This is a genomic window from Alteromonas sp. W12 (assembly GCF_001924945.1).
Taxonomy (GTDB): domain Bacteria; phylum Pseudomonadota; class Gammaproteobacteria; order Enterobacterales; family Alteromonadaceae; genus Alteromonas; species Alteromonas macleodii.
Window position 1 is genome coordinate 118,141 of sequence record NZ_LQXH01000001.1, and the last position, 26,061, is coordinate 144,201.

Consider the following 26,061-nt stretch of genomic DNA (forward strand, 5'->3'; position numbering starts at 1 on the left):
AAACTTCATTTCCTCTGCTATCTTTAATCAAAACCAACAAAAACTAGCTTATCGTTTCAGACAACTAACCGTATTTCAGTGTGATACGCCAGTGCCTATTTTGTCAGGGTGGCTTCGTTATGAGCTAAGTCGGCTGATAAATAATGCGTGAAACGAAGTTCATTAGGAGCGCAGGATGTTTTTCAAAAATAAAGAGTTGATAGCCGAAAACCAACGTTTGGAAAAGGAACTGGCGGCATATCAAACGGTTAAGGAAGAGCTTCGTGAAGAAATGTTGTACATTGAGTTGAATGCAGATGGACGTATACGTGCAATTAATGATCTATGTACTCAAGCAACAGGATTTAAGATTTCAGAGCTAGAAGGGAAGTCCCTTGAAAGCCTAATGGACCCGAAATCGCTTAAGAAATCGGACGTTCAAGATATGCTAGGCGCTGTTAAAAATCATCGTCATTGGCATGGCGCAGTTAGCTTCAATAATGCAAAAGGCCATGAGATTTGGGTAAGAGGAATCATACAGCCCATAGATGACGCCTATGGAAATGTGAAGTGTATTTCTTTCTATATGGCAGAGCAAACGCGCAATATTTCTTACAGTAATGAGCTTAGAGATATGATTGCCGCGCTTCATCGCTCTTCTGCTGTTATTGAGTTCAACCTTGATGGCACCATCATAAAAGCCAACGAAAACTTTTTGAAAGGCACGGGCTACAAGCTGGAGCAAATAGTTGGAAAGCATCATAGGATCTTTTGCACAGAGCAAGAGGCGAACTCGGAAGAATACAAACAGTTTTGGCGTGGGCTAGCGCAAGGACAGTTAGAATCTGGACGCTACAAACGCATTGATAGCCGAGGGAATGAAGTGTGGCTAGAAGCGTCATATAACCCCATCAGAAACGAAGATGGTCAGCTTTATAAAGTAGTGAAATTTGCAACGGTAATTACAGAGCAAATGAAGCGGGAGTTTGCCATTTCTGAAGCCGCCAACGTTGCATTCAATATTTCGCAAGAAACTGGAGAGCAAGCACGTAAGGGAAACCAAGTGCTCGATTCTACGGTTAAGGCGATGAACGAATTAACGAAACAGATGGGTAATGCGAGTGAAGGTATTAAGGACCTTGATGAGCAATCCCAAAAAGTTGCGGACTTGGTTAAAAGTATTAGCGGAATTGCCGACCAAACTAATTTATTGGCGCTTAACGCTGCTATTGAAGCTGCACGTGCAGGCGATCAAGGGCGTGGTTTCGCGGTAGTAGCCGATGAAGTCAGGCAGCTAGCGTCGCGAACCAGTAGCGCAACTGAAGAAATCGTAAACGTTGTCGTAGAAAACAGAAAGTTAACAGAAAATGCAGTTCAGTTAATTGAAGCGGGTCAGGAAAAAGCGCGCGAAGCCTTAGAGTATTCAACGCAGTCAGGCAAAGCAATGAGCGAAATCCAAAGCGGTGCCAATGAAGTGGTAAACGCTATCGGGCAATTTACTAAACGCCTCTAGAAAATTAGCGACACAATCAGACAGCTTTAGTCATTGGCCATATTTGTTCAACCTTGGTATCTGCTTTCGCGCACCAAGGTTGAACACCCCCCCTGTTTTGGTGCACCAAAACGAATTCATTCTCACTTTTCTCTTACCTCAATAGTGTAAATGTTCATAAATTTTAATGGCTTACATTTCTGGCACGATGGGTGCTAATTAATCCGTGCAACAACAACGTTGCTGTACAAAGCAACGGGTGCAAACACAAATGCGATGGCAGAGTGGAGTGCACAACACTTACCATAGGGTAAACAAATAGGATTCAGCGGAGAACGGTAAGGAAGCATCATCATCTCCGGCATTTATGGCAAGTGCATAATAATAAAAAATAAAGATGGTTTTATAAGCTAAAGCTTTTAATAAACCTCCCTTAAAGATGAGGTGTGTGAGCGGGAATTCCTGACTTACCATTAACAACTTGATGCGTTTGTAAGAACTCCGATATTACAAACACGGCAACGAAGCCCACCATGCTCGACGGTTAAACGTCGTACGCTGGTGGGTTTTTTTTTGGCTACGAGGAACACGTATGACTGGGTTAAAGACAACATCACTGCTAAAACGCTTTCGAACGGCGAGTGCTGGAGTATGTGCAGCACTTGCCGTCTCTGTAGCAAGTTTTTCTGCGAGTGTGGCAGCACAAGCGCCAGCGGTAGGCTGGCCTGAGAAGGAAGAACTTAAGTTTGGTTTTATCAAGCTCACTGATATGGCACCGCTTGCTGTGGCGTACGAAAAAGGCTTTTTTGAAGATGAGGGCCTCTACGTTACATTGGAAGCACAAGCTAACTGGAAAGTGCTGCTTGATCGCGTAATCGACGGCCAATTAGATGGCGCTCATATGCTGGCTGGCCAGCCCCTTGGTGCAACCATTGGCTTCGGCACGGAATCGCATGTGGTAACAGCGTTCAGTATGGACCTCAATGGTAATGGAATTACCGTTTCTAATGAAATTTGGGACAAAATGAAGGCCCATATTCCACAGGAAAATGGCAAGCCAGTTCATCCTATTAAAGCTGATTATTTAAAGCCAGTGGTTGATGAATACCGCAACGCTGGAAAGCCGTTCAACATGGGAATGGTATTTCCAGTTTCTACACACAACTACGAGTTACGCTATTGGCTTGCGGCAGGTGGAATTCACCCTGGATATTATGCGCCGCATAAAGGCGATACCGCGGGCCAAATTGACGCTCAGGCACTGTTGTCAGTCACTCCCCCACCGCAAATGCCAGCGACGATGGAAGCCGGCACCATCTATGGCTACTGCGTAGGCGAGCCATGGAATCAACAGGCTGTGTTTAAAGGTATTGGTGTACCTGTGATCACCGACTACGAAATTTGGAAAAATAACCCTGAAAAAGTGTTCGGCGTAAGCCAGGGCTGGGCTGACAAATACCCAAATACGCACATTCGCGTGGTTAAAGCCCTAATTCGAGCGGCAATGTGGCTGGATGAAAACGACAATGCTAACCGTCCTGAAGCGGTAAAGATTCTTGCTAAAAGTAACTACGTAGGTGCAGATGAAGACGTACTGGCTAACAGCATGACAGGCACTTTCGAATACGAGAAAGGTGACAAGCGCGACGTGCCTGATTTTAATGTGTTCTTCCGCTACAACGCCACTTACCCATACTACAGTGATGCTATTTGGTACCTCACACAAATGCGCCGCTGGGGTCAAATTTCAGAGGCTAAGTCTGACGATTGGTATAAAGAGACAGCCAAAAAAGTTTATAAACCAGAGGTTTATGCTCAGGCTGCTAAAGCGTTGATTGCCGAAGGTAAAGCTAAGGCGTCTGACTTTCCAGAGTTTGGGACGGAAACGGGCTACAAGCCGCCTCAGAGCGAATTCATTGATGGCGTGACGTTTGACGGAAGCAAGCCTAACGCTTACTTAGAGCAATTTAAGATTGGTCTGAAGGGTGACACTGTACTGTAAGTGTCTGATTTAATGGCCCTGCCTTCAGTTCTAACTAGGGCGGGGCATAAACAGCGCAAAAGCGCACATCAAGTGTCAGGAGCAAGCAATGAGCAAGATGACAACCATTCTTCGCCTTCCATCGTCACCGTCAAACGCCAACTCTTTGTTGAGCCGTTTATATCAATCCACGCCTGCGTTGCTGCTGCCTGTTATTGGCTTGCTGATGTTTTTGGCCATTTGGAATGGTGTAGCAAAAAGTATCGACACGTCGCTGGGGCAGTTCCCAGGGCCCGCACAAGTTTTTGAGCAGGCCGGTGCGTTAATTGACGAGCATATTGCACAGCGCGAAAAAGCAGACGCTTTCTATCAACGTCAAGAAGCAAGAAATGCAGCGCGTGTAGCGCAGGACCCTACTTATCAGCCAAAAATTAGAGAATTCACCGGTGCGCCAACGTTTTTTGATCAGATATGGACAAGCCTTTACACCGTCATGGTTGGATTCTTAATTGCATCAGTCGTGGCGGTTCCCGTGGGTATACTATGTGGTCTAAGTAAATCTGCTTACACCGCAATAAATCCACTTATCCAGTTATTTAAGCCAGTGTCTCCATTGGCATGGCTGCCGCTGGTGACTATGGTGGTAAGTGCCCTTTATGTCAGCGATGAGCCGGCCTTTTCTAAATCATTCGTGACCTCTGCTTTTACGGTTTCGCTTTGTTGTTTATGGCCAACCCTTATTAACACCGCAGTAGGCGTATCAAATATTGATAAGGACCTAATCAACGTAAGCAAGGTATTGCGCCTTACGCCGTTTGCTCATCTCACCAAAATAGTACTTCCATCTTCTATCCCCATGATTTTTACAGGACTTAGATTGTCGCTTGGTATTGGCTGGATGGTACTGATTGCGGCAGAAATGCTTGCCCAAAACCCGGGCCTAGGAAAGTTTGTGTGGGATGAATTCCAAAACGGAAGTTCGGAGTCGCTAGCGAGAATCATGGTAGCAGTGCTCACCATTGGCGCTATTGGCTTTGTACTAGACCGCCTAATGTTATCGATTCAGCGCGCTGTAAGCTGGGACAAGTCGAGCGTACTACGCTAATTTTGAGGAGAATTTTATGCACACTAAACACTTAGAGTTAGAGCAGGTGGGTATCGACTTCCCCACACCGAAGGGGCCATTTACTGCGCTTCAAGATGTAAATCTTAAAATCAGCAAAGGTGAATTTGTGTCGTTAATTGGCCATTCGGGCTGCGGTAAATCAACGGTGCTGAATATCGTCGCAGGTTTGCACCAAGCTACTACCGGCGGCGTAATTTTAGATGGCGCAGAAGTGAAGCAGCCTGGACCTGAACGCGCAGTAGTCTTTCAAAACCATTCTTTATTACCTTGGCTTACGGTATACAAGAATGTTGAGCTGGCCGTAAAATCGACCATGCGAGGCAAGAGTAAAAACGAGATGCGTGACTGGATCATGCACAACCTAGAGCTTGTGCACATGACCCACGCCCTTGATAAATTACCCAGTGAAATATCAGGTGGTATGAAACAGCGAGTGGGCATTGCACGAGCGTTGGCAATGGAGCCAAAAGTGCTGCTAATGGATGAACCGTTCGGTGCGCTAGACGCCCTAACTCGCGCTCATCTTCAAGACTCGCTAATGGAAATTCATGCTGATTTGGGTAACACGGTTATCATGATTACTCATGATGTGGATGAAGCGGTATTGCTATCAGACCGTATTGTTATGATGAATAACGGCCCGGCAGCCACCATTGGCGAAATTCTAGATATTGAGTTGCCGCGTCCGCGAGATAGATTAGCACTTGCAGATAACAAGCAGTACAACCACTACAGACATGAAGTCTTAACTTTCCTTTACGACAAACAAAAGAAGGTTGAAACCGTTTCGTCACGCGCCAACCAAGCGCCTACAACTAACAAACATTCACAACAGCTAGCAAAACCCAGCGGGGTGTCATCTGAAAAAAAAGACGCTAAGAAGTCAGATGCCGCCTAGCTTTATCGGCACCTGACTAGGGCGGAAGCCTTTTCCGCCAACTAACCAAAACCATCACTTTTAACCAGCATTCTACTGCTGGCTGGGTAAGTGTTGACTAATAAAAATCGATACCGATAGGGAATACACATGAACACGTTAAAAAACTTTGGCATTAAGATGCTAACAGCATCTGTTTTGACAGTATTGGGTGGAAGCGTAATGGCCGCTGACATTCACAGCGCATTAAGCGATTCAAAGGCATGGGCGGATCTGAATTTACGCTACGAAGCTGTTGATCAAGACAATGCGTTAGAAGACGCAAGTGCACTGACTTTGCGTACGCGTCTAGGGTTTAGTTCGGGTAGCGTTAATGGTTTCTCATTTACCGCTGAGGTTGAAGACAGTCGTATTGTACTTGGGCAAGATGAGTTTACTGTGGGGCCTACTGGCTTTAACGTAGGTGAGTATTCGGTCATTGCCGACCCTGAAACTACCGAAGTTGATCAAGCTTTTATTCAGTATAAGGCGGATAACTTTACCGCCAGAGTAGGGCGACAAGTAATTACGTTGGATGACCATCGATTTGTTGGCCACGTTGGCTGGCGACAAGACCGCCAGACCTTTGATGCCGTAAGCGCTAAATATGCGGCAACAGACAATCTAGAACTATTCTATAGCTATCTTTACAAACGCAACCGCATTTTTGCTGAGGCGGCAGATTTAGATTCTAAAGATCATATTCTTCATGCGACTTATACATCTAAAATTGGCAAGTTTGTGGCCTACGCTTACCTTTTAGAAATGGACAACGACACGGATAACGCGTTGGACACGTATGGCGTGAGCTACGATGGAAAGATGAAAGGTGAGAGCGTGAGTTGGGCTTACGGTGGTGAGTTTGCCACGCAATCAAGCGAAGCTGGCGCGGGCGAAACGGCCACCGACTTTGACGCCTCTTATTTAAATGCGTATGTCGCAGCCACGTTTTCTGGCGTGACGGCTAAGGTCGATTACGAAATACTAGGTTCTGACGATGGGTTGTACGGGTTTGCAACGCCGCTAGCTACGCTGCACAAATTCAACGGTTGGACTGATCAGTTCTTGGGCACGCCAGCACAGGGCTTAAAAGATCTTAAGTTATCTCTATCAGGTGGGCTAGCCGGTGGTAAATGGCTTTTGGCTTACCACGATTTCAGCGCTGACGACAGCAGTAACGGTGCTGACGACTTAGGCAGCGAAATTAATGTACAGTATACGAAGAAGTTTGCAGGTAAGTACAATTTTGGCATTAAGTACGGTACTTACGATGCGGGAGATATAAAGGTGGATACCAATCGCTTCTGGATGTGGATTGGTACACGCTTCTAATTGCAATACACTATTACAACGTTATGTTGTAATTAATACTACAGGTCTGGCTGAGTCGTTACTGACTTAGCCAGCCTTTTTCAACGGCCACATCAAGCTGCTGCAAAACGTAGTCCCATAAAGCCGGTGCGCAAGATTTAAGGTGAGCATTACGCTTCTCAATTTTCTCCCTTGCAATACCGTGACGCTTCCAGCTTCCTCCGTTGTCTTTCATATTTTGAAATACGGGAAGAACGCGGTCCATTGATTTTGCAAATTCTGCATCGGCGGTTTCCGCTGCTTCAAACTCAAGCCATAAATCGAGCATTTCACTACTAAGTGGACTCGGCAATAAACCAAAAATGCGCTTAGCGGCAGCTACTTCTTTCTCGGCTTGTGCGTCGTGATCTGTTTGATGATTGAAAGCAAACATGTCGCCAGCATCAATTTCCACAATATCGTGAATAAGGATCATGCGAATAACGCGGGTCACATCTATGGGTTTAGCCGCATATTCGCTTAGCATATTTGCCATTAATGCAACATGCCAGCTGTGCTCTGCGGAGTTTTCCTGTCGATAGTTATCACAGGGGAGGGTGATCTGGCGCTTAACTGCTTTTAGCTGGTCAAGTTCACAGATAAAGTCAGCAAAGTCACTTACTGCATACATTGGGATGCTCCAAGGCGTAAAAATGGGCGCCTGAGCGCCCATTTAATTATTCAAGGTCTAACGAGTGTATTGGTTATTAACCAAATTATTTTTGCTCAGATAGCCACACGATTAGGTCAGCGATGTCGTCGAAGGTCATGTCAGCAGTGAATGTAGGCTGATATTTACCGTTGATAATAAAGCTTGGCACACCAGTTAGGTGCTCACGATACTCGTCAATTTGCTGTTGATTCTTGCGCACCATGCTATTTACGCCGAAGCTTTTAGCCATTTTGTCAAACTCTTCACCGTCTACACCGTTTACAACGAAGATATTGCGAAGGTCTTTCAAGCCAGTGATAGATGCACGTTGCTTGTGGATATAGTTAAAAATAGCGCCGTTCATCGCGTCTTCTTGCTTCATAGCGCGCGCAATTAGCATGGCTTTAGTTGCATCGTCTTGAACTTCAGGTCCAGTAAAACGCATAAAGTTTACGTGCACCTTATTGAATTTCGTGCCGTCGCTTTTCTTTTCTTTAATTTGCGCAACGATAGGTTCGAACTGGAAGCAGTGAGGGCACCAAAATGAGAAGTACTCAGTAATAACAGGCTTATCTGTGGCTTCTTTATCAAGCACAGTATAGTGCGTACCTTCTTTCCATTTAGACGCTGGCTCCTGAGCGCATGCTGTTAGTGGCAAAAGCATTGCCATGACAAACATTACTGCAAACTTTTTCATGGAATATAATCCTATGTTCAAAAAACTATTATCGATACCGAGATTATCACAGGCTTGTTCGCTTAACTAGGACCTGTTCTACTTCAATGCTTTACTACGCGACAAGCTCACTAAAAAACGCGATTCAAGGTTTAGGTAAATGCAGTATTTTATATACGCATGATGAACAGAGTCTGAATCATCAGGCCCTAACAGAAACTCAAAGAAAAAGGGCTATAACCATGTATAGCCCTTTATTGTTTGTTGATTTCACGTTGAGTTTTGCCTTTAAGCAACGCTCAACAGAAGGTTCATTAACGTTTCATCACTTACATGCTGTAGTTAACTGAAAGTAGAGCGCGACGCTCTTGGCCAGCATAACCTACAATGTCTTCATAATCAGTATCAAATACATTGTCGACCTTCAACGAGACCTGCCACTGCTTATCTATTTGATAGCCTAAATTAACGGTTGCAAGCGTATAGGCTGACAGCGCCAGAGTCTGAGACGGTTCAGGGAAAGGAGGGAAGAAGGTGTCGTAATGACTCCCTGTGTAAGCTAGCTTGGTGTAGAAGCTGAACTTCTCCGTTCCAAAGTCAGTGTTGTAGGTTAATGAGCCTTGGTGACGGGCACGACGCAGTTCAGTGGTTGTTATACCATTGTCGGTTTGTTCCGCATCTAGATAACTATACGCTGCGGTAAAATCACCATAGCCACTGTCCCAGTTAAGTTCTAGATCAATACCTTCTCGCGAGCTTTCACCGTCGATATTATCTGCACTATATGCACCCAAATCTGACACAAATACGAAGCCATTGATTTCATCTTCAAGGTCGGTAGTGTATGCGCTGATTTGTGCAGACAGTGATTTCCAGTTTGCCTTAACGCCTATTTCCCATTCTTCACTGGTTTCAGGTTCTAAGTTTGGGTTGCCGATGAAGCTTGCTGGGAAGTAGCCAAAGCGCTCGGTGAAGGTGGGTGTTTTAACAGCTTTACCATAGCTGGTAAAAACAGCGTAGTAATCGTTAAGCTGCCAGGTAAGGCCACCGCGATAACTTACGGCATTGTCGAACTCACTATTGTTGTCGAATCGTGCGCTTAGTGTTGCGGTTAGCGACTCGGTTAGCTGACCATTTGTCTCGGCAAATACGCTATAAGTATTGTCATGCTGCTTCTGGTTCGGATCGCCAAATGCAATTGGGCCGCGCTGGGTAAAAAGGCGCTGTAGGTATTCAATACCGCCAGCAAAATCCCAGTTATCCATGGTATAGAAACCTGTCCAGTTTAACTCTATGCGCTCACCAGTGGTACCGCCAGTGTCTGCACCTGACTCAGTGTTATCGTTATCGTCTTTGCGATAATGCGCACTTAGCGCTGAGCGATAACCTGTATTTTCCGGAGCAAATTCCCATCTTAATTTCGCACTAATTTGTGAACCATCCGTCACGTTATCTGAGTCAGCAGGAAGGCCTGTCGTCACAAAATCAGTGCCGTCGTAATCATTCTCGTACTGAACCGTGCGAAGGTTAGCTATTAACGTATGCTCCGACGTTGCGGCATAATTAATATTAATGCCAGCGGTCATGTTGTCGTAGCCATCATCTTCGTTACCAACACGAGATACGTTGTCACCGTCGGTACGTATGTAGCTGGCGTATGCAGAAATACCTACGTTATCGCTTTGCGAGCGCGCGTTCATGCTGCCCTGCAACGTACCTTGTGTGCCAACGCCAGCAGAGAAGTCTACGTGTGACGCATTATCGGCAAACTGGCCTGATTTCGTAGTAATGCTCAATACACCACCGATAGCGCCGCTGCCCCATCTTGCGCTCTGCGGGCCTCGAAGAAGTTCTATGCGCACCACGTTTGCGCTAGTTAAGTGAGCAAGGTCAACCAGACTTCCTTGGCCTACGTCGTTGGCAACAACGCCATCAATTAAAACAAGTAGATGGTTGGTTTCACCGCCGCGCACGCGCAGCTCTGTTAAGCCACCAGGACTGCCTGACTGAGACAAGCTAACGCCAGGTAGGCCGCGAATTAGATCGGTAAGTTGAAGTGCGCCCGAAGCTTTAATGTCGCTTTCAGTTAGCACCGATACTGAACCAGGAAGTTTGGTTAACGAAATAGGCAAACGCGTGCCTGTTACTGTTAAAGTTTCAATATCTTGGTCAGAAGTTTGAGCAAAGGCAGGTGTGCTTAAGCACGAAATAACTGCAGCGCTAAGGGCTGCTTTAGTAAAATGTGTACGCATGGTTTTTATGTTGTCTTTGATGCGCTCCACCCGAGCACATGATTAGGGAAAGTGCACGCATTGCTTAATTATGGATGTGAGCAAGCAAACGACACCATGAAGTACAGGCCGGTATCCGGGCTTACTCACCATTACTAAAAATGTAATAGCTCTTTTGCCTTCCCATCTAATGGCGTTTAATACGTAACGCATAAAAGACAGTGGCGTATGAAAAGAAAACGACAACGCGTTGAGTTTACCGTTGCGGGGGCAGCATCAGTTTTTCACTGATTTCCCGTTTAACCCTTGTCGCCGTAGTTAATATGGAGCTAGACAAGAGCACCTACACACTGTCGATTATATCTAAGTTAAAAAGTGATAGCGAATACGGTTTCTTATACCTTACGCTTTTTCGTAACCGCCATAAGATTATCGGCAACGGTCATCGAAAAAGCGTTTTTTCAGCAGTAAAGGGGCTGGCTCAATATCCTAATTTCAGTGGAGGCTCTTGAAGGGCCGATAGCTGTTCTTTCAGAGCAAGTATTTGGCCTTCCCAGTATTTGTCTTCAGCAAACCAAGGAAATGCCCGCGGAAAAGCAGGGTCTTCCCAGCGTCGTGAAAGCCATGCCATGTAATGCACCATTCGCATAGCGCGCAGGGGCTCAATAAGTGGCAACTGTGCAGTGTCAAACGGGTGAAACTCCTCGTATGCTTCAACCAAAGTATCGAGCTGCAATAGTTGTTGTTGGCGGTCGCCGCTTAGCATCATCCACAAATCTTGGATAGCAGGGCCCATGCGGCAATCATCTAAATCAACGAAGGTAGGGCCATCGCGCCACAGTATATTGCCGGGGTGGCAGTCACCGTGAAGACGAATGCTTGATGTTGGGCTGTAAGCTTTTTTAGTTGCCTCTATTACAGGCTCGAGTATGGCGAAGAACGCCGTTTTTAGATGCTCAGGCAGCAGCGTACTTTGCAATAGAACCTGCTTGGGCTCATTCAGGTAGCTTTCAATATCAATTGAAGGGCGATGAGTAAACCCTTTCGCTGAGGCAACGCGGTGGATACGACCAATGAAACGCCCCATCCATTCAAGCTGGTCAAGGTTGTCATTCTCGAATTGTCTGCCGCCTACTGAAGGAAATAGCGCAAATCGATAGTCAGTTTCTGCCACCGTGTGATGATGCAATGTGCTGCCGTTTAGAGCCATAGGCGCGGCCAACGGGATTTCACTTTCAATAAGTTCAGCGGCAAACTCGTGCTCTTCAAGAATTTGCGCATCTGTCCATCGGCCGGGACGATAGAATTTCGCAACGTAGCGCTGGCCATCTTCAGCCAAAAATTGGTATACGCGGTTTTCATAGCTGTTAAGCGCTAGTAGGCCGCTTTGAAGAAAAATGCCCTGGCTTTCCAGGGCATCTAATATGGTGTCTGGGCTAAGCCCAGAGAAAGAAAAATCTGTCATCGATAAAGGAATTTAGTTGGTTCATCAACGGTAACCGTTTCCCCATCAATTGTGGTGGTTACACTGATAAAAATATCGGTAACCGTATCTTCCAGATTATAGGCGTCAGTTGCAACTGAAATTGGCGTGCTATACACCGCACCGCCTTCAACTGTTACAGTTTGCTCACCAATGTACTTGTAGTCAGACAAACCTTTTACAGCAATAGAGTAGGTTTGGGTTTGCTGAGTTTTGTTAAGTACTTTTATTGTATAAACGTTCTCAATTAGCCCTTCATTCGTTTCGCGGTATAGCGAGTTTCTGTCGCGGATAATGTCAACTTCGGTGGGGCTGCGCATCCAAATATTGGCAAACAGCAAGCCTATCATCACCACTAAAACTACAAAGTAACCAATTAACTTTGGACGTAAAATATGAGTCTTACCGCCAGCTAGTTCTTCTTCAGAGGTAAAGCTTATCAGGCCTTTAGGATAACCCATTTTATCCATAACACCGTTACACGCATCAACACAGGCGCCGCAGTTGATGCATTCGTATTGTAAGCCATTTCGAATATCGATACCGGTTGGGCATACCTGAACACACAGGTTGCAGTCTATACAGTCGCCTAACCCTTTTTCTTTTACTTGCTCGTGACTAAGTTTGCGTGGTCGCGGGCCGCGTTGCTCTCCACGCTTTGCATCGTACGATACAGTAAACGTGTCTTTGTCGAACATGGCAGACTGAAAACGCGCATACGGGCAAATGTGCGTGCACATGATTTCGCGCATGTAGCCAGCGTTTCCGTACGTACATACGGCAAAGAAAATAACCGATAAACCTGCCCAGAAGCTGGTGTTAAATGTTACAAAATCGATAAACAGTTCATCAATTGGCGTAAAGTAGCCAACGAAGGTTAAAGCCGTTAACAGCGCTACCAATACCCAAGCGGTGTGCTTAGCTGTTTTACGCAAAAATTTATCTGCATCCATTTTGCGTGCATCTAGCGCTATACGCTTGTTGCGCGGGCCTTCGAATTTCTCTTCGAACCACGTATAAATGTATACCCACGTTGTTTGAGGACACATAAATCCACACCACACTCGACCAGCGAAAGTGGTGACGAAGAACAGCGCAAAGGCGGAAACAATAAATATATAGGCCAGTAAAGTGAGATCTTGAGGCCATAAGGTTAGAGAGAATATAGTAAATCGCTGCTCACCAATATCGAGTAGCACGGCTTGATGCCCGTTGTACTGAATCCATGGAATGATGGCAAAGAGGCCCAAAAAGAAAAGGCCAAACATGCGTCTAAACGTCTCCAGAGGGCCTTGTACAGCCCGCACATAAATACGGCTACGAGAGTCGTGGCGTTTACCCTCAGGTCCACCTTTGGGTTTATGTACTTTTACCGGTGTAACGGTCTTTACCGGTATTTGTTCATTCATAGCTTAACCTTATGTGACGTAACGAACTGCCTGTGCAGTATAACTGCGTTCAAAACGTCATATTTAATGTAGATCAATAATGCGGCGTATGGTGTATCTTTTTAAAGTTTCAGTCAATACTGAAACTTCAGAACGTAAGTCGTTTTTTGTTTTGATTTCCTCAGTCTATGTAACTTTGTAAATAGTTAAATACAGCTACGTGAATAATGAGGATTAATATAACGGCCAGATGCCATTTGATGCCCAACATCGACGATTAGGCTTTACCTACTATACATGAGTATAGTTTGCTGTATTTACAGGTAAACCGATATGACCCTATTATCGTCGATAATAATGTGGTCAATTACCGTTTGAATCGTGTACAGTGAGCATTGTGAAAGTGTAAATTGGCAAAGTGTAGTTGAGCACATAGTGAGAAAGGTGCTAAAAAATTGGCGCTATTTGTAGTAAACGTCTGTCAAAGTTAGCTGAGAAGTCATGTTAAGGTTCTTTATCATCGCTGCTGAAATTATTGTTTTGGTAATTGTGCTGCGGTCTCCTTTTGTTCAGTATCTCTTTGAAGATATCCAGAACTCGCTTTCTGAATGGCTAGTTTCAATTGCCACCTTACCGGAGCGAGAAGAACTGCGTAGTTTACAAGATAAAATTAATATCCAGCTGAGTCCCTTAAAGCCTTACCAGCAAACATATGTTCAGCAAATCACCGCTGATAGCGCAAGCGTTAAACGTTTTTATCACACCTATTGTGAAAAGGACGATATAAACCCCAACTTTACGGGAACTAAACGCGTTCAACTATGCCTAATCATTAAACAGTCGTCAGTTATGCAAGTAGCAAAGCGAGACTAGCCAATTTTAACAAGGCTGGTTAAATGTAAAGCTGATATAAAAGCCGACAATTGCTGCATGCTAAGCTTTCTCTAAATGTCTTGCTAACTCATAGTTTAAACGACTGAATTTAGGAGCATAAAAGTGAATAAATTACGTACTTTTTCTTATTTAGGTTGTGCCACTGCGGTTGGACTTCTTGCTGTTTTCGCTCCCACCCAGGCGGCAGAAGTAAAGATTACTTGGGAAGAACCTGAAACATATAGCGATGTTAAGCCAACTAATGAGTCGCGCAAACGGTTTCGCGAACGAACATTAGAAGATTTGGAACAGCACATTGTTGAGTTAGCTAGTGATTTACCTGAATCTCAAGTGCTGTCTATGACCGTGACTAATGTGGACTTAGCGGGGCAAGTATGGCCTAGTCAGTTTGTCGGGTTTGGCACAGGTGGTGGGAGTGACGTTCGCATTATTAAGCGCATCGATATTCCAAGAATGGCGTTTAGTTATTCTTTGACCAATGCCGAAGGACAAGTCATTTTAAGCGGCGAAGATGTAAAACTCAAAGACATGGACTTTATGGAATCGACAATCCGCCGCAATAGAACCGAGTCGTTAACCTACGAAAAAGCCATGTTGAATGATTGGTTTGCAGACACGTTTTCGACACAGGTAGCGGCAAACAACTAGTACCGCGTGATAACTATTAAACTTAAAAAGGTCACTATATGTGACCTTTTTTAGTTTTTAAGCCCATATGTTATGGGCGTAAAGCATGCGCTAATTACAGATAATCAAACTCATTACCTGATATTGCAAGGGTGCTTTCAGGGCCAGCTTTATAAGCGGCTTTGTGCGCATCGCGACGTACTAATATACGTTCCATGTAGAAGTCACGTGTCTTCATCTTAGACGCTGCAAGTACCGCATTACCTGATGCCTGCGCTTTGTCGGCCATGCTGTACCACAGTACACCAATCAATGAATAGGCGCTGTATGCCAAGTAATCACAAGCAGCAGCTGCAGCGGTGGTGGCATCCATACCTAAGCAATCGGCTGAAGATGCACGCCAGTCATCAAGAATTCCTTGAGCCAGACCCTTCGCTTCACTGTCTTGAATGTCGCTAACTAAAGCGTTAAACGCATTATAGGTCGCTTCCATCATTTGACCGCCATCTCGGGTAAGCTTACGACCAATAAGGTCTAGCGCCTGAATACCGTTGGTGCCTTCATATAACATAGCAATGCGCACGTCGCGCATAAGTTGTTCCATACCCCATTCACGAATAAAGCCGTGACCACCAAATACTTGTACACCTAGGCTGGTGGTCTCAAGGCCCATATCCGTCATAAAAGCTTTGCAGATTGGAGTTAAAAACTGAAGTATCTTGTCGGCATCTTCTTTTTCTTGACCTTCACCAAGCTTCTCAACGTCCATAAACTTGGCATAGAAAAGTGAAAGTGCACGGCAGCCTTCAATCAGTGATTTCTGCGTAAGTAACATACGCGCTACGTCAGGTTGAAAGACGATCGGGTCTGCTTTGCCTTCTGGATTTTGAATTCCCTGAGGTGCGCGAGACTGAACGCGTTCGCGGGCATAGGTCAGCGCGCCTTGGTAAGAGGCTTCTGCCGCCCCTAAACCTTGCAGACCTACTTGGAAGCGTGCATCGTTCATCATGGTGAACATACATGCTAGGCCTTGGTTTTCTTCACCAACAAGGTAACCCGTTGCACCGTCAAAATTCATCACGCAAGTCGGGCTCGCTTTGATCCCCATTTTGTGTTCGATGCTTCCCACTGACAAGCTGTTCGCCTCGCCAGGCTGATTGCTGGCATCTGGAAGGAACTTGGGCACTAAGAATAAGCTGATGCCTTTAACGCCTTTGGGAGCATCAGGCAGACGAGCTAGAACAAGGTGAATAACGTTCGAGCTCCAATCATGATCGCCTGCGGTAATAAAAATCTTATTACCGGTGACTTTATAGCTGCCGTCGCCTTGTGGCTCAGCTTTGGTACTAAGCAAGCTCAAATCTGTTCCTGCGTGAGGTTCGGTCAGGTTCATGGTACCTGTCCACTCACCGCTGATTAGCTTAGCAAGGTAGATATCTTTTAATTCTTTACTGGCGTGCTTAGTAACCGCAAGTGTTGCGCTTTCAGTAAGCATGGTGGTTAAACGCCAGCTTAAGTTCGCCGCGTTTAGCATTTCGTGAACAGGCACAGCCATGGTGTACGGCAAGTCTTGCCCGTCGTACTCGGCAGTACCTAGCATTGCATTCCAGCCGTTAGCAACATATTCCTGATAGGCATCAGCGAAGCCTTTAGGCGTGGTAATTTTGCCGTCTTTTAGCGTACAGCCTTCTTCATCGCCTTCACGGTTAAGAGGGGCAACCACATCCAAAGCAAACTTTGCACCCTGTGCAATAATTTCGTTGGCAAGTTCGCTATCAAAGTCGCTGATACCGAGCTTTTCGTAGTGAGCATCAAGTCCAAGCCAGTCTTTTAACAAGAACTGAAAATCAGTCGTAGGGGCGTGGTACAGAGGCATGGATGACTCCTTTTTCAAACAAGTGTTTTAATTTTGTCTATTATAGTCACAAAAAGCGTAGTCCGAATAGTCCGTTAAAGGAAAGTTAATAATAAATTTGGATGATGTATTCACTGTAACTGGCTGGGAAAGGTGAGCTATTAGCTAAAAAGCGTGTGAGTGTGAAGCAAGTTCCTTGCAATTCAAATTCTCACTGGCATGCTTAGCCCTAAATGAGTTAACGCATAAACTAACGCTTTTATAGCGCGGTACCTAACAACATGAATTCAGATAGCTTAAATAATAACGACGGGGTCACAAGTGACAAAGCGCAGCGTCCAGTTTGCATTGTAACGGGCGGAAGCTTGGGCATTGGTTTTGCGGTTTGCAAGCTGTTCAGTCAAAACGGCTACCAAGTGGTTAATCTTGATATCAGAGACTTTGAAGAAACCATTGATAATGCCGTCTGGAAGCCTTGCGATGTGAGTGTGGTAAAAAATATTGAGGCTGCGATTAATGAGGTTGTAGCCTCATATCAAAGAATAGATGCTTTAGTGTGTAATGCCGGTATACATGTTTCAGCAACGATTGAAGACACTGATGAAGCGCTGCTTGATAAGGTACTAAACTTGAACGTAAAAGGGGCGTATGGCGCGATTAAGTCTTGCCTGCCAACCATGAAAGAGCAGGGCAGCGGCGCGATTGTGGTGATGGGCTCAGATCAGTCCTTTATTGGAAAGCGCAATTCGTTCGCCTACGGTGTCAGCAAAGGTGCATTGGCGTCTATGGCGAAAACCACCGCGCTTGACTACGCACCCTATAATATCCGCGTTAACGCGGTCTGCCCGGGTACTATCGAAACCCCTCTATTTCATAACGCCATTGATAATTATGTGGCACGTTCTGGGGCAGATAAAAATGAAGTGGTAGCTGAAGAAGCCGCTGCACAACCTATCGGACGTTTGGGCCAGCCCGAAGACGTAGCTGAATTGACTTATTTCCTATGCAGCAACAAAGCGTCGTTCATCACGGGTAGCTTGTATGCGGTGGATGGGGGCTACACAGCACAATAGAAAGAGCACAATAGATAGGGCTAAATAGAAAAGCAACGCGAAATGCCTTATCAGCAATAGCATAAACCAAGGTTTTATAAACAAAAATGAGCAAGCCTTCAATCACTTGGATAGACCCTCATATTCACTTCTTTGCCTTAAACGAAGGGCACTATAATTGGCTGAAACCAGCCAATGTCCCTTTTTGGCCAGATAAAAAAGCGATTGCAAAACATACTACAGAGCACATGCTCTATCGCGCGTCGTTAGGGCAGTTAGGCGGTTTTGTTCACATTGAAGCGGGTTACGATAACGAAAGACCCTGGCGTGAAATTGCGTTCTTGGAGCGTCATTGTACGATGCCATTCCGTTCAGTTGGGTGTATCGATTTAACGGGAAATAATGTCGGCAGTCATATCGATAAGCTAAAGCGGTACCACTCAATACGTGGGCTTCGTCACATATTAGATGACGATGCTAAAGTACTTTTACGCACCCCTAAAGTTAAATGGGGGCTTCATCATATGGCGTCGCAAGGCTTGTCTTTTGAAGCGCAGTTAAATCTTACAGATAGCAATGCTGTGCATGCGCTGCTAACGGTACTAGAACAAACGCCCTCGCTAAAAGTGGCTATAAACCATGCCGCAATAGCGCCGATTGATGTAAATAGCTTTGCGTTTAAAACATGGCGGCAGAATATTCGCGACTTGAATGAAACGCAGCAAGTTGTGTTTAAGTTCTCAGGATTAGAAATGCAAGATCGCCGTTGGCTGTGGCAGCGTGCGTCTTATATTTTTGAAACCTTGCTGGACACCGTTGGCACAGATCACATGATGTTTGCCAGCAACTTCCCGCTGTGTCAGTGGCGAATGCCGTATGCCGCGCTTTGGCATGGATTCATTGATATGACAACGCCGCTTTCTATAACTCAAAAAGCGGCACTGCTGTACGAAAATGCGAAGCGATGGTACGACATCGCATAAAGCTAGCTTACTTAAGCTGCTGAACTAGCCTAGGGTTTATTGCCTTCAATAAACCCGTTGGATTTTAGCTTTATTTAAGCGCAGTTACCGTCATGTGCGGCGAGCGATAAACCACCTCATCGTTAAGATCGATACCAATTCCCGGTGTGTCAGGCGCTTCAATGAAGCCGTTTACTGGCTGAGGATCTTGAATGCAAAGTTCACGGTTCCAGTCTTTAATAGCGTAGGTATGGTGCTCGTGAATTAAGAAGTTTGGAATGGCCGTTTCTAAATGTAGGCTTGCCGCTGTCGCTACAGGGCCTCCGCAAACGTGAGCCTGAATACGTACATCGTAAATGTCGGCATAGTCACACACCTTTTTCGCTTCGGTGAAACCACCACAAAGACCAACGTCAGGCTGAAGTACATCAATAGATTGGTCTTCAAGGTAAGGGCGTACATCCCAGCGGTGGTACAAGCGCTCACCGCCCGCAATAGGCACATTCACGTTCTTCGCTACTTTGTCGTGAAGCTTCGAGTTAAGGTAATTCACTGGCTCTTCGTAATATAGACAGCCAATTTCTTCAACGATGTCACCCAGCTGGATAGCCGTTGATGCACCTAATAAGCTGTGACATTCAAAGATGATGTCGCCATCTTCGCCCATTGTGTCTCTAATCGCCTGAAGACGGGCTTTGAAAAGTTTAAGCTCGGGCTTAGTGAATAGTTTGGTTCTGTCGAAATGGGTGTTGCCGTCTTTATCGTAAACGATGGGGTCAACTTTAACCGCATCGTAACCATCTTTAAGTGCTTTTTCAGTGGCGCGAGCATAGTCAGCGGGGTCGTTAAGCTTGGTCACTTCTTTGTCCCAATCAAACTGTAGCTGGCTAGCGTAGCTACGGAGCTTGCCATTAGTTTTGCCACCCAGTAATTCGTAAACCGGCAAGCCAAGCGCTTTGCCTTTAATGTCCCAAAGTGCAGTATCAATGGCGCTCATCGCAGCATAAATAACCGGGCCGCCGCCTAATCCCCAAAAGCCCTCGCGCAGCATTCTCGACCACAGCAGTTCAGTGTGAAAAGGATTAAAGCCAATCAGCATGGCTTCGGCAATTTCTTTAATCATGTGTGCAGCGGCGCTGTGACCCCAATCATAAGCCAGTCCGGCTTCGCCCACACCGGTAATACCTTCGTCGGTGTAAACGCGAACGAAAACCGGGTTCCACTGAGGGCGCTTAGGGCATTCGATATCAAAAATTTCTACTTTGGTGACTTTCATAATGTATAAACAATTCCTGTTTGAAATAAGTTGGCGTTTAGCTGGCTAAGCTAAATTATTCGCAGAAGCCCGGGTCTAGTTTGTAAGCTTTGCGAAGCATGGCAGGCCATGCTTTTTGGCCGCCTGTTTCGCCGCTGTGAACCACATTAGCCTGTGCGTATATGCCATCAATAATGCTTTGCGGTATCTCGATAACCTCTTCATTAGACTGCATCAGGGCAAGCTGAATTTCGCACGCACGCTGCAAATCATAAAAGCGCATAAAGGCGTCGCCAACGGTGGGGCCAAGGGTTAGACCGCCGTGATTAGGCAAAAGCATGTGATTAGTGTCGCCAAGATCGTCCTGCAAACGTTTCTTTTCACTATCATCAACGGCTAAACCTTCGTAGCTGTGATAAGAAAGTGAAGGTAGCGAAAACATTGAATACTGGCTCCAGGGCTTAAGCCCGCCTTTGACAGATGCGACTGAGATTGTGGCTAGTGTATGCAGGTGAATAACGCATTGGGCATCGTGGCGCACTTCGTGGATAGCACTGTGAATGGTGAAGCCAGCGGGGTTTATGCCGTAAGGTGTATCGTCAAGGATGTTACCCTCTAAATCGACCTTAACCAGGTTAGAGGCGGTAACCTCGTCAAACGTCAGGCCAAAGGCGTTAACCAAGTAATGATCAGTGCCCGGTACCTTCGCTGAGATATGCGTGTAAATAAGGTCGCCCCATCGCATATCTGCCACTAACCGATAGCATGCTGCTAAATCGACACGAGTTTGCCATTCTTGTTCAGATACTTTGCCTTTAAGGCTTAAGGTTGGCAGTGAAAACAAGCCACTTCTCCTATTCTTTTCATGGTGACAATTTACCAATACCCGCAACAATGAACAATGCTTTGTCAGTGCTGCGTTATATCGAATTGGGTATAGCCATCGCGCAAGGGAATAAGATCGTCAGCGAAACGCATTGCGTCGTGGTTAAGGGTAAAGGGGTCGGCTTTTACGAGTTTTTTTATCTCTAATTTGGCCCAAGGAGGCGCATCGAAGGCGTCTGGAAGGGTCTCAATACCAGCATCTAAATCACAACCAAATATAGCCAATCCATTAGGTGTGGTGGATAAATATTGGGTAACTTCAACATTGAACCCAGTTTCTTCCCACGTTTCTCTGTGTGCAGTACAGGCGACCGACTCATGTTCAAGCAACCCTCCACCAGGAAAATCCAATTTACCTGAAAGACGGTGTTCTACTAACAGTACCTTGTTATTTGTTTTGACTAGGCACGCGGCAGCAATCAAAGGGGCTGGACTGTTTTCTCCAACTTGGTTTTTTTGAGATAAAAGCCTATCGGAAACGCGACAAACCGGCGCGTTGGGTGAAGACTGTGAACATGCGAAAAGCGTTAAAACAGCGAATATAGCTGATAAGCGAAATAAGATGACCATCGATTTGGGTAAAATACTCTAGAAGCTGTTTGTGATTGTTTTAAAAATAATCAATATTAAATGACAGACTCTACGCAAAAATAACACAACTAACAATAATAACGCAGTACACAATCTTAACGTATAGCGGCGCTTGCGAAGAATCGTAAGCGGATTTTGTGTACTTGAGTATCCTAAACGTTTTGAAAAATACGTGATGGGATACTTTTTTACCTATAGGAAAGGTTATGTCTTCACGATTATCTTTATCGCCTTTGTTGCTTGGCGTAGTGCTACTTGCAGGTGTTGTAGTGTATTTGAATATGCCCGAAGAAGAGAGCGCGAGTAATAGTAGCGTGCGGGCGACGCCGGTAAAAACAGCCTTGGTATCATCACAGGCATTCCCAATTACGATTGAGTCATTAGGTACTGCTACCGCCAATGAGTCGGTGAATATTACCGCACAAGTCACCGATACCGTAAAAACGATTAATTTTGAAGACGGCGATAAAGCCACCGAAGGCGAGTTACTGGTTCAGCTAAACAATACGGAAGAACGCGCCAGGGTAGAGGAACTTAAGGCGAATATTGATGAGGCCAAACGCCAGTTCACGCGAATTTCTGACTTGCGTCAGTCAAACGCTACCTCTGAACAACTTCTTGACGAGCAGCAAGCACGGGTTAAAGCCTTACAAGCTCAGCTAGATATTGCGCTAGCTCAGCTAAATGACTTGCAGATACGCGCGCCATTTAGTGGACTATTAGGTAATCGCGAAATCAGTATCGGCTCTTTGGTGCAACCTGGTGACACTATCACTACTTTAGATGACATCAGTCTAATTAAGGTCGATTTCAGTATCGCTGAAAACCATCTTGCAAGCGTGGCTAAAGGGCAGGCATTAAGTGCATCCTCGGTGGCTTACCCCGGAGAAGAGTTTACAGGGAAAATCTCTAACATTGACACACGACTCGACCCGATTAGCCGCTCTATTCGGGTACGTGCGACGATAGATAACCAAGATAATCGTCTGCGCCCCGGTATGCTGCTTACCGTAATTGTTGAAAAGCGCGTGCTGAATACTTTGGTATTGCCGGAAAAGGCGCTGGTTCCCGTTCAAGACAAGCAGTATGTGTATGTCGTTAAAGATAACGTTGCACATCAAACCGAAGTGGTAATTGGTGAGCGTCGTCCCGGGCTGGTGCAAATTGTTAGTGGGTTAAACGAAGGCGATGAGGTCATTACCGAAGGCACGCTTCGGGTACGCGACCAATCTCCGGTTAATGTGTTAAACCGCTAAGGGAGCATATCGTCATGTTATTGTCAGACGTTTCTGTAAAGCGCCCTGTTTTCGCAACGGTTATTAATTTACTGCTGATCATTTTCGGTATTGTCGCTTTTACCATGTTGAGTTTGCGTGAATACCCTGATATCGACCCACCGATTGTCTCGGTGAGTACGACCTACACAGGGGCATCGGCTAATATTGTTGAGACTCGGATCACCCAGCTATTAGAAGATAGAATATCGGGTATTGAGGGGATAAAAAACGTTACCTCGACCTCTCGTAATGGTCGCTCAGACATTACCATTGAATTTAAGCTCTCTCGTGATATTGATGCTGCCGCGAATGACGTGCGCGAGCGAGTAAGTCGCGCACTCAATAACTTGCCTGACCAAGCTGATCCTCCTGAGGTGTCTAAAGCAAATTCCGATGAAAGCGCCGTGGTATGGTACAACCTACGAAGCACAAACCTAAATACCATGGAGTTAACTGACTACGCCGAGCGCGTATTAGTGGATAGGCTTTCAATTGTCGATGGTGTCGCCCGAGTTCAAATTGGGGGAGGCAGGCGCTATGCCATGAAAGTGTTCTTAGACCGCAATGCAATGGCGGCAAGAGGTATTACGGTAAACGATGTAGAGCAAGTCATTCGCGCCGAGAATGTGGAATTGCCGGCGGGGGAAGTGGAAAGTACTGACCGTAACTTTGAAGTACGGGTTGCGCGAACCTTTCTTACGCCTGACGACTTTGCCGCGCTGACAGTTGCGATAGGCGACAACGGCTATCTTGTGCGGCTTGGCGAAATAGCCCATGTTGAATTAACCGCAGAAGATGACGAAACCGAGTTTCGTGGTGATGGCGTCAATATGATTGGACTCGGTATTATTAAGCAGTCCAAAGCCAACACCTTAGACGTTGCCCGTGCAGCGAAAGCGCAAATTGAAAGAATAGAAGCCACCCTTCCTGATAATATTTTTATTGTACCCAGCTATGATTCTTCGGTATTTATTGAGGCGTCGATTGATGAAGTATATGAGACTTTAGGTATAGCGATGCTAATGGTGGTGATCGTTATTTACCTTTTCCTAGGTAATATTCGCGCCACGTTGATTCCGGCAGTTACCGTACCCGTTTCTATTATTGCCGCTTTTATCGTGATGTATGCACTGGGGTTTTCGATCAACCTTCTTACCCTGCTTGCTATGGTGCTAGCCATCGGTTTGGTGGTGGATGACGCCATAGTTGTGCTTGAGAACATCTACCGACGCATAGAAATGGGCGAACCACCTATTTTGGCCGCCTACCGCGGCGCTAAAGAAGTTGGGTTTGCGGTTATTGCAACAACGCTGGTGCTTATCTCTGTGTTTGTACCGTTGGTTTTCCTTGAGGGCAACATTGGAAGGCTATTTACGGAGTTCGCATTGGCCATAGCTGCTGCGGTAGCGTTTTCAAGCTTTACCGCACTTACGTTGTCGCCCATGATGGCGTCGAAAATTCTTAAAAAAAGAACGCGGTCGTCTGGCTTTGGAAGTTGGATGGACAAGCAGTTCTCTAAACTTGAGAACGGCTACTTCAATACGCTAGGTAAAACGTTGCATCAGCCCATTCTGATGCTGCTTATGCTTGCTATTGCTATCGTTGCATTGGTACAGCTTTCTGAAAAAGTGCCTAGCGAGTTCGTTCCCAAAGAAGACAGAGGTAATTTCTTCATTTTGATGAACGCGCAGGAAGGGGCTAGTTTCGAAAGTAACGCAAAGAATCTCGAAAAGATTGAAAGTATCTTAATGCCTTACCGCGAGAGTGGGAAAATTAATCGCCTTTTGGTTAGAACACCTGGTTTCGGCGGTAATGCGGGTATCGCAATTGTGGGGTCTGCAGACTGGGATGAGCGAGATTTCAGTACATTTTTGCTCATGGATGAAATCAGCGCCAAACTTAACAGCGTGCCTGACGTTCGTGCTTTTGCCATCATGCGCAGCGGGATTTCCGGAGGAGGCCTCGGTCGTCCTGTTCAGTTCGTCTTACAAGGCGATACCTACGAAAATCTGGTTGAATGGCGAGACATTGTTCTACAAAAGGCAGCGCAGAACCCAAGGCTCATTCGCCTAGACTCCGATTATAAAGAAACCTCACCACAGCTATTGGTGAATATTAACCGCGACAGGGCAGCTGATCTTGGGGTATCAATTAGTGATATTGGTGGCACACTGGAAGTGATGCTGGGTCAGCGTAGGGTTTCAACATTTCTTGATAGGGGCGAAGAATACGATGTCATCATGGAAGGTATAGAGGAAGATTTTCGAAGCCCTAACAGCATAGAAAATTTGTACGTGCGTTCATCCCGTACTGGCGAGCTCATTCCTATGGACAATTTACTCACGTTTGAAGAGCAAGCCACGTCAGCACAGTTAAATCGCTACAACAGAATGCGTGCTGTCACTATTTCTGCCAACTTGGCGGACGGTTATACGCTAGGGCAGGCACTTGAATATTTAGAAAACATTGTAAGTACAGAACTGCCTGACAATGTATCAATAGATTACAAAGGCGAGTCACAGCTGTATCAGGAAGCGGGTAATTCATTTGTATATGTATTTATGCTGGCACTCGCTGTCACTTATTTAATATTGGCTGCGCAATTTGAAAGCTGGGTGCACCCGTTAGTCATCATGCTGACCGTGCCGTTGGCGCTTGTTGGAGCCTATATCGGGCTATTCTTTAGCGATATGACAATCAATATATACAGTCAAATCGGTTTGGTTATGCTAATTGGACTTGCCGCAAAAAACGGTATTCTTATTGTCGAGTTTGCAAACCAACTACGGGATGCCGGTATGGAGTTTGAATATGCGCTTAAACGCGCAGCCGCGCAGCGCCTACGTCCTATCGTAATGACGGGCTTCACTACGGTATTTAGCTCCTTACCACTTGTACTCGCGTCTGGACCAGGAGCAGAAAGCAGAATGGTTATAGGTATGGTCATTTTCTCTGGTGTTCTCGTTTCTGCCTTCATGACACTTTATGTTGTTCCCACCGCTTATAGTTGGCTGGCAAGAAACACCGGTTCTCCACTTCAACGAACAATGGAGATAGAGAAGCTGGAGCAGACGATCCCTTATAAAAAAGGCGAATCGTAACCATTAGCGGGGTACAAGCCCCGCTTATCCTTTATTTTCTTCAATACATGCTCAACAAGGGCTGATTCAAAAATATACAGGAAGGGGCTGTAAGGATTATCTTTTGCGTATGTTTTTATATACGTAAATATCAGCGCTTATCACTAAACGTTTTGTGGTGAAATCCCTTAACCTACTGAATAAGATGAAATAATTTGCTTTTTATTGTTCTCATCATAAATTCTTATTTGTAGCCATAATGCATAAAGGTATGTATTAGACATTTGTATAGTTGCTTAACTTACAACT

Annotated in this window: 20 protein-coding genes and 1 riboswitch; of the genes, 11 read left to right on the plus strand and 9 right to left on the minus strand. The window is 45.6% G+C overall.

All coding sequences use genetic code 11. The features are described from left to right. The first annotated feature begins 175 nt into the window (after positions 1-175). From AWH61_RS00505 to AWH61_RS00525, 5 genes are all read left to right on the plus strand, one after another. On the plus strand, positions 176-1,492 hold the full coding sequence (locus AWH61_RS00505) for a methyl-accepting chemotaxis protein (protein ID WP_075175961.1): 1,317 nt from the start codon (positions 176-178) through the stop codon (positions 1,490-1,492). 571 nt (positions 1,493-2,063) lie between these two features. After that, positions 2,064-3,473, plus strand: coding sequence for a CmpA/NrtA family ABC transporter substrate-binding protein (locus tag AWH61_RS00510; protein WP_014948243.1), 1,410 nt, complete (start codon positions 2,064-2,066; stop codon positions 3,471-3,473). A gap of 88 nt (positions 3,474-3,561) precedes the next feature. Beyond that, positions 3,562-4,557: an ABC transporter permease gene (locus AWH61_RS00515; protein ID WP_039224486.1), complete on the plus strand. Its 996-nt coding sequence runs from the start codon at positions 3,562-3,564 to the stop codon at positions 4,555-4,557. Between the two features lie 16 nt (positions 4,558-4,573). After that, on the plus strand, positions 4,574-5,476 hold the full coding sequence (locus AWH61_RS00520) for an ABC transporter ATP-binding protein (RefSeq protein ID WP_014975666.1): 903 nt from the start codon (positions 4,574-4,576) through the stop codon (positions 5,474-5,476). 129 nt (positions 5,477-5,605) lie between these two features. Next, complete coding sequence (locus tag AWH61_RS00525) at positions 5,606-6,826, plus strand: alginate export family protein (RefSeq protein WP_075175962.1); 1,221 nt, start codon at positions 5,606-5,608, stop codon at positions 6,824-6,826. 58 nt (positions 6,827-6,884) lie between these two features. On the opposite strand, the gene AWH61_RS00530 is transcribed toward AWH61_RS00525, so the two are convergent. The 5 genes from AWH61_RS00530 to ccoG form a co-directional block, all read right to left on the minus strand. Next, entirely contained in the window at positions 6,885-7,475 is a 591-nt protein-coding gene (locus AWH61_RS00530; RefSeq protein WP_075175963.1) for an HD domain-containing protein, read from the minus strand. A gap of 85 nt (positions 7,476-7,560) precedes the next feature. Then, positions 7,561-8,193 carry a thiol:disulfide interchange protein DsbA/DsbL gene (locus tag AWH61_RS00535; RefSeq protein ID WP_014948248.1) on the minus strand — a complete coding sequence of 211 codons (633 nt, stop codon included), beginning with the start codon at positions 8,191-8,193 and terminating at the stop codon, positions 7,561-7,563. A 308-nt stretch (positions 8,194-8,501) separates the two neighbouring features. Then, complete coding sequence (locus AWH61_RS00545; protein ID WP_249922580.1) at positions 8,502-10,424, minus strand: TonB-dependent receptor plug domain-containing protein; 1,923 nt, start codon at positions 10,422-10,424, stop codon at positions 8,502-8,504. Positions 10,425-10,513: 89 nt separating this feature from the next. Further along, positions 10,514-10,765, minus strand: a riboswitch (cobalamin riboswitch). 119 nt (positions 10,766-10,884) lie between these two features. Beyond that, positions 10,885-11,868: a serine/threonine protein kinase gene (locus AWH61_RS00550; protein WP_075175966.1), complete on the minus strand. Its 984-nt coding sequence runs from the start codon at positions 11,866-11,868 to the stop codon at positions 10,885-10,887. Continuing rightward, the gene (ccoG, locus tag AWH61_RS00555) at positions 11,865-13,295 is read right to left on the minus strand and encodes a cytochrome c oxidase accessory protein CcoG (RefSeq protein ID WP_075175967.1); all 1,431 of its coding nucleotides are present in this window, start codon (positions 13,293-13,295) and stop codon (positions 11,865-11,867) included. Before ccoG ends, AWH61_RS00550 begins: the two co-directional genes overlap by 4 nt. 480 nt (positions 13,296-13,775) lie before the next feature. Between ccoG and AWH61_RS00560 the strand changes: the two genes are divergently transcribed. Continuing rightward, on the plus strand, positions 13,776-14,147 hold the full coding sequence (locus tag AWH61_RS00560) for a hypothetical protein (protein ID WP_014948251.1): 372 nt from the start codon (positions 13,776-13,778) through the stop codon (positions 14,145-14,147). Positions 14,148-14,270: 123 nt separating this feature from the next. Then, positions 14,271-14,816: a DUF3016 domain-containing protein gene (locus AWH61_RS00565; protein WP_014978309.1), complete on the plus strand. Its 546-nt coding sequence runs from the start codon at positions 14,271-14,273 to the stop codon at positions 14,814-14,816. A gap of 94 nt (positions 14,817-14,910) precedes the next feature. Here AWH61_RS00565 and AWH61_RS00570 read toward each other — a convergent pair whose 3' ends face one another. Then, a complete protein-coding gene (locus AWH61_RS00570) occupies positions 14,911-16,671 on the minus strand; it encodes an acyl-CoA dehydrogenase family protein (RefSeq protein ID WP_075175968.1) in 1,761 nt (586 codons plus the stop codon). 260 nt (positions 16,672-16,931) lie between these two features. Here AWH61_RS00570 and AWH61_RS00575 point away from each other — a divergent pair, with 260 nt between their 5' ends. Further along, the gene (locus tag AWH61_RS00575) at positions 16,932-17,723 is read left to right on the plus strand and encodes an SDR family NAD(P)-dependent oxidoreductase (protein ID WP_075175969.1); all 792 of its coding nucleotides are present in this window, start codon (positions 16,932-16,934) and stop codon (positions 17,721-17,723) included. 86 nt (positions 17,724-17,809) lie between these two features. Further along, the gene (locus AWH61_RS00580) at positions 17,810-18,685 is read left to right on the plus strand and encodes an amidohydrolase family protein (protein WP_075175970.1); all 876 of its coding nucleotides are present in this window, start codon (positions 17,810-17,812) and stop codon (positions 18,683-18,685) included. 70 nt (positions 18,686-18,755) lie between these two features. On the opposite strand, the gene AWH61_RS00585 is transcribed toward AWH61_RS00580, so the two are convergent. The 3 genes from AWH61_RS00585 to AWH61_RS00595 all read right to left on the minus strand — a co-directional run bounded on the left by AWH61_RS00585 (position 18,756) and on the right by AWH61_RS00595 (position 21,374). Continuing rightward, positions 18,756-19,940, minus strand: a complete 1,185-nt coding sequence (locus AWH61_RS00585) for a mandelate racemase/muconate lactonizing enzyme family protein (protein ID WP_014975676.1) — start codon at positions 19,938-19,940, stop codon at positions 18,756-18,758. Positions 19,941-19,995: 55 nt separating this feature from the next. Further along, positions 19,996-20,763, minus strand: a complete 768-nt coding sequence (locus AWH61_RS00590) for a class II aldolase/adducin family protein (RefSeq protein WP_014948258.1) — start codon at positions 20,761-20,763, stop codon at positions 19,996-19,998. Positions 20,764-20,828: 65 nt separating this feature from the next. Next, positions 20,829-21,374, minus strand: a complete 546-nt coding sequence (locus AWH61_RS00595) for an NUDIX hydrolase (RefSeq protein ID WP_075175971.1) — start codon at positions 21,372-21,374, stop codon at positions 20,829-20,831. A gap of 227 nt (positions 21,375-21,601) precedes the next feature. On the opposite strand from AWH61_RS00595, the gene AWH61_RS00600 reads away from it, so the two are divergent. Both AWH61_RS00600 and AWH61_RS00605 read left to right on the plus strand, forming a co-directional pair. Continuing rightward, entirely contained in the window at positions 21,602-22,651 is a 1,050-nt protein-coding gene (locus AWH61_RS00600; RefSeq protein ID WP_014975679.1) for an efflux RND transporter periplasmic adaptor subunit, read from the plus strand. 14 nt (positions 22,652-22,665) lie between these two features. Next, complete coding sequence (locus tag AWH61_RS00605) at positions 22,666-25,773, plus strand: efflux RND transporter permease subunit (protein ID WP_075175972.1); 3,108 nt, start codon at positions 22,666-22,668, stop codon at positions 25,771-25,773. Positions 25,774-26,061: the final 288 nt, after the last annotated feature.

Bases quoted from the DNA above. Each gene is read 5' to 3' on its own strand.
- AWH61_RS00570 (WP_075175968.1), bottom strand. From the start codon at position 16,671: ATGCCTCTGTACCACGCCCCTACGACTGATTTTCAGTTCTTGTTAAAA.
- AWH61_RS00575 (WP_075175969.1), top strand. From the start codon at position 16,932: ATGAATTCAGATAGCTTAAATAATAACGACGGGGTCACAAGTGACAAA.
- AWH61_RS00605 (WP_075175972.1), top strand. From the start codon at position 22,666: ATGTTATTGTCAGACGTTTCTGTAAAGCGCCCTGTTTTCGCAACGGTT.
- AWH61_RS00550 (WP_075175966.1), bottom strand. From the start codon at position 11,868: ATGACAGATTTTTCTTTCTCTGGGCTTAGCCCAGACACCATATTAGAT.
- AWH61_RS00525 (WP_075175962.1), top strand. From the start codon at position 5,606: ATGAACACGTTAAAAAACTTTGGCATTAAGATGCTAACAGCATCTGTT.
- AWH61_RS00510 (WP_014948243.1), top strand. From the start codon at position 2,064: ATGACTGGGTTAAAGACAACATCACTGCTAAAACGCTTTCGAACGGCG.
- AWH61_RS00515 (WP_039224486.1), top strand. From the start codon at position 3,562: ATGAGCAAGATGACAACCATTCTTCGCCTTCCATCGTCACCGTCAAAC.
- AWH61_RS00535 (WP_014948248.1), bottom strand. From the start codon at position 8,193: ATGAAAAAGTTTGCAGTAATGTTTGTCATGGCAATGCTTTTGCCACTA.
- AWH61_RS00585 (WP_014975676.1), bottom strand. From the start codon at position 19,940: ATGAAAGTCACCAAAGTAGAAATTTTTGATATCGAATGCCCTAAGCGC.
- AWH61_RS00600 (WP_014975679.1), top strand. From the start codon at position 21,602: ATGTCTTCACGATTATCTTTATCGCCTTTGTTGCTTGGCGTAGTGCTA.
- AWH61_RS00545 (WP_249922580.1), bottom strand. From the start codon at position 10,424: ATGCGTACACATTTTACTAAAGCAGCCCTTAGCGCTGCAGTTATTTCG.
- AWH61_RS00580 (WP_075175970.1), top strand. From the start codon at position 17,810: ATGAGCAAGCCTTCAATCACTTGGATAGACCCTCATATTCACTTCTTT.
- AWH61_RS00560 (WP_014948251.1), top strand. From the start codon at position 13,776: ATGTTAAGGTTCTTTATCATCGCTGCTGAAATTATTGTTTTGGTAATT.
- AWH61_RS00520 (WP_014975666.1), top strand. From the start codon at position 4,574: ATGCACACTAAACACTTAGAGTTAGAGCAGGTGGGTATCGACTTCCCC.
- AWH61_RS00505 (WP_075175961.1), top strand. From the start codon at position 176: ATGTTTTTCAAAAATAAAGAGTTGATAGCCGAAAACCAACGTTTGGAA.
- AWH61_RS00595 (WP_075175971.1), bottom strand. From the start codon at position 21,374: ATGGTCATCTTATTTCGCTTATCAGCTATATTCGCTGTTTTAACGCTT.
- AWH61_RS00530 (WP_075175963.1), bottom strand. From the start codon at position 7,475: ATGTATGCAGTAAGTGACTTTGCTGACTTTATCTGTGAACTTGACCAG.
- ccoG (WP_075175967.1), bottom strand. From the start codon at position 13,295: ATGAATGAACAAATACCGGTAAAGACCGTTACACCGGTAAAAGTACAT.